The organism is Roseibium sp. AWQ4_254, from assembly GCF_056161025.1.
In genome coordinates this window covers 1-1,710 of sequence record NZ_JBSWYH010000078.1, presented here as the reverse complement: position 1 = coordinate 1,710, position 1,710 = coordinate 1, and the positions used below count along the sequence as shown (strand labels likewise).

Below are 1,710 nucleotides of genomic sequence, written 5' to 3'. Positions count from 1 at the left end.
AATATTCATCATCTTCACTGCTCAAATCCGGACGCGTCTCCAGAAAAGCCCGGAACTCCACTTCCTGCCTGACGGCCTCGCGCAGCTCGTCGTGTTTCAACATAAGCCTTGCCAGATCCAGAACGGCATCGAAAGTAAGCTTTTTGGTCTCCGTCTCACCTCCAAAATAGGCGTCCCCTTCTTCGCTTTCCGCAAACGCTTCCAACTCGTCCCGCCAGCCGGTGATATTCTCAAAATCCGCCATGTCGTTTGTCCTGTTGCATCCCCTAAAGGGTGTTCATGAATTGTTCCAACCCGCCAAAGCCGCCGATTTAAATGACCAGGACATCACTCTTGGCAACGTCCAGAAGAACAATCTTCGTCATGCGCCGTCTTCACTTTAAAAAAAGGGATATCCTAAAATTTTCTTCCGCATAATTTTTCGCTTTTTCATATTCCAAAGACTCCAATTCTCCAGATGTAAAAGCAAATGCTATGTCTTCAGCATAATCCAACGCAATATAGTCATATGTAATATTCGACTTAAACGCATACCATCTCATAAATCTGGCCCGGGTCTCTACAGCATCCACCGGATTCAGGTCCCAATATTCATCATCATCGTCGCTCAAATCCGGACGCGTCTCCAGAAAAGCCCGGAACTCCACTTCCTGCCTGACGGCCTCGCGCAGCTCGTCATGTTTCAGCAGAAGCCTTGCCAGATCCAGAACGGCATCGAAAGTAAGCTTTTTGGTCTTCCCCACCGTCTCACCCCGAAAATAGGCCCGCCCTTCTTTGCTTTGCGCAAACGCTTCCAGCTCATCTTCCCAGCCGGTGATATTCTCAAAATCCGCCATGTCGTTTGTCCTGTTGTTTCTCTTACCGCGCGCCGCGTTTACTTAGATGCAGACTGTTTCAGATTTCGCGTTCGAGGCGCAGCCGAGAGACAGGGAAATCTGAAGCCGTTTAAACGCGATTTGCCGCAAAAGAGGTTCATGAATTGTTCCGCGCCGCTAAAGCCGCCGATTTAGATGACCAGGACATCACTCTTGGCAACGTCCAGAAGAACAATCTTCGTCATGCGTCGTCTTCACTGTAAAAAAAAGGATATTCTAAAATTTTCTTTCGCATAATTTTTCGCTGCTTCATATTCCAGAGACTCCAATTTTCCAGATGTAAAAGCAAATGCTAAATCCTCAGCATAGTTCAACGTCAAATAGTCATTTTGAATATTTGACTTAAACGCATACCATCTCCTAAATTTGGTCCGGGTATCAGCGGCATCCACCGGATTCAGATCCCAATATTCATCATCATCGTCGCTCAAATCCGGACGCGTCTCCAGAAAAGCCCGGAACTCCACTTCCTGCCTGACAGCCTCGCGCAGCTCGTCATGTTTCAGCAGAAGCCTTGCCAGATCCAGAACGGCATCGAAAGTAAGCTTTTTGGTCTCCGTCTCCCCCCGAAAATAGGCCCGCCCTTCTTTGCTTTCCGCAAACGCTTCCAGCTCGTCCCGCCAGCCTGTGATATTCTCAAAATCCGCCATGTCGTTTGTCCTGCTGCATCCCCTAAAGGGTGTTCATGAATTGTTCCAACCCGCCAAAGCCGCCGATTTAAATGACCAGGACATCACTCTTGGCAACGTCCAGAAGAACAATCTTCGTCATGCGTCGTCTTCACTGTAAATAAAGGCTTTCCTAAAATTTTCTTTCGCATAATTTTTCGCTGCTT

The 1,710-nt window shown here is 47.9% G+C and carries 3 protein-coding genes; all 3 read right to left on the bottom strand.

What is annotated here, in order from left to right:
• Positions 1-244: hypothetical protein (locus ACXAIC_RS24680; protein WP_475187071.1), on the bottom strand; the 244-nt coding region annotated here is incomplete at its 3' end.
• A gap of 130 nt (positions 245-374) precedes the next feature.
• Positions 375-836 (bottom strand): hypothetical protein, encoded by a 462-nt coding sequence (locus tag ACXAIC_RS24675; protein WP_475187068.1) that lies wholly within the window; start codon positions 834-836, stop codon positions 375-377.
• Positions 837-1,069: 233 nt separating this feature from the next.
• Positions 1,070-1,525: a hypothetical protein gene (locus tag ACXAIC_RS24670; RefSeq protein WP_475187066.1), complete on the bottom strand. Its 456-nt coding sequence runs from the start codon at positions 1,523-1,525 to the stop codon at positions 1,070-1,072.
• Positions 1,526-1,710 lie beyond the last annotated feature (185 nt).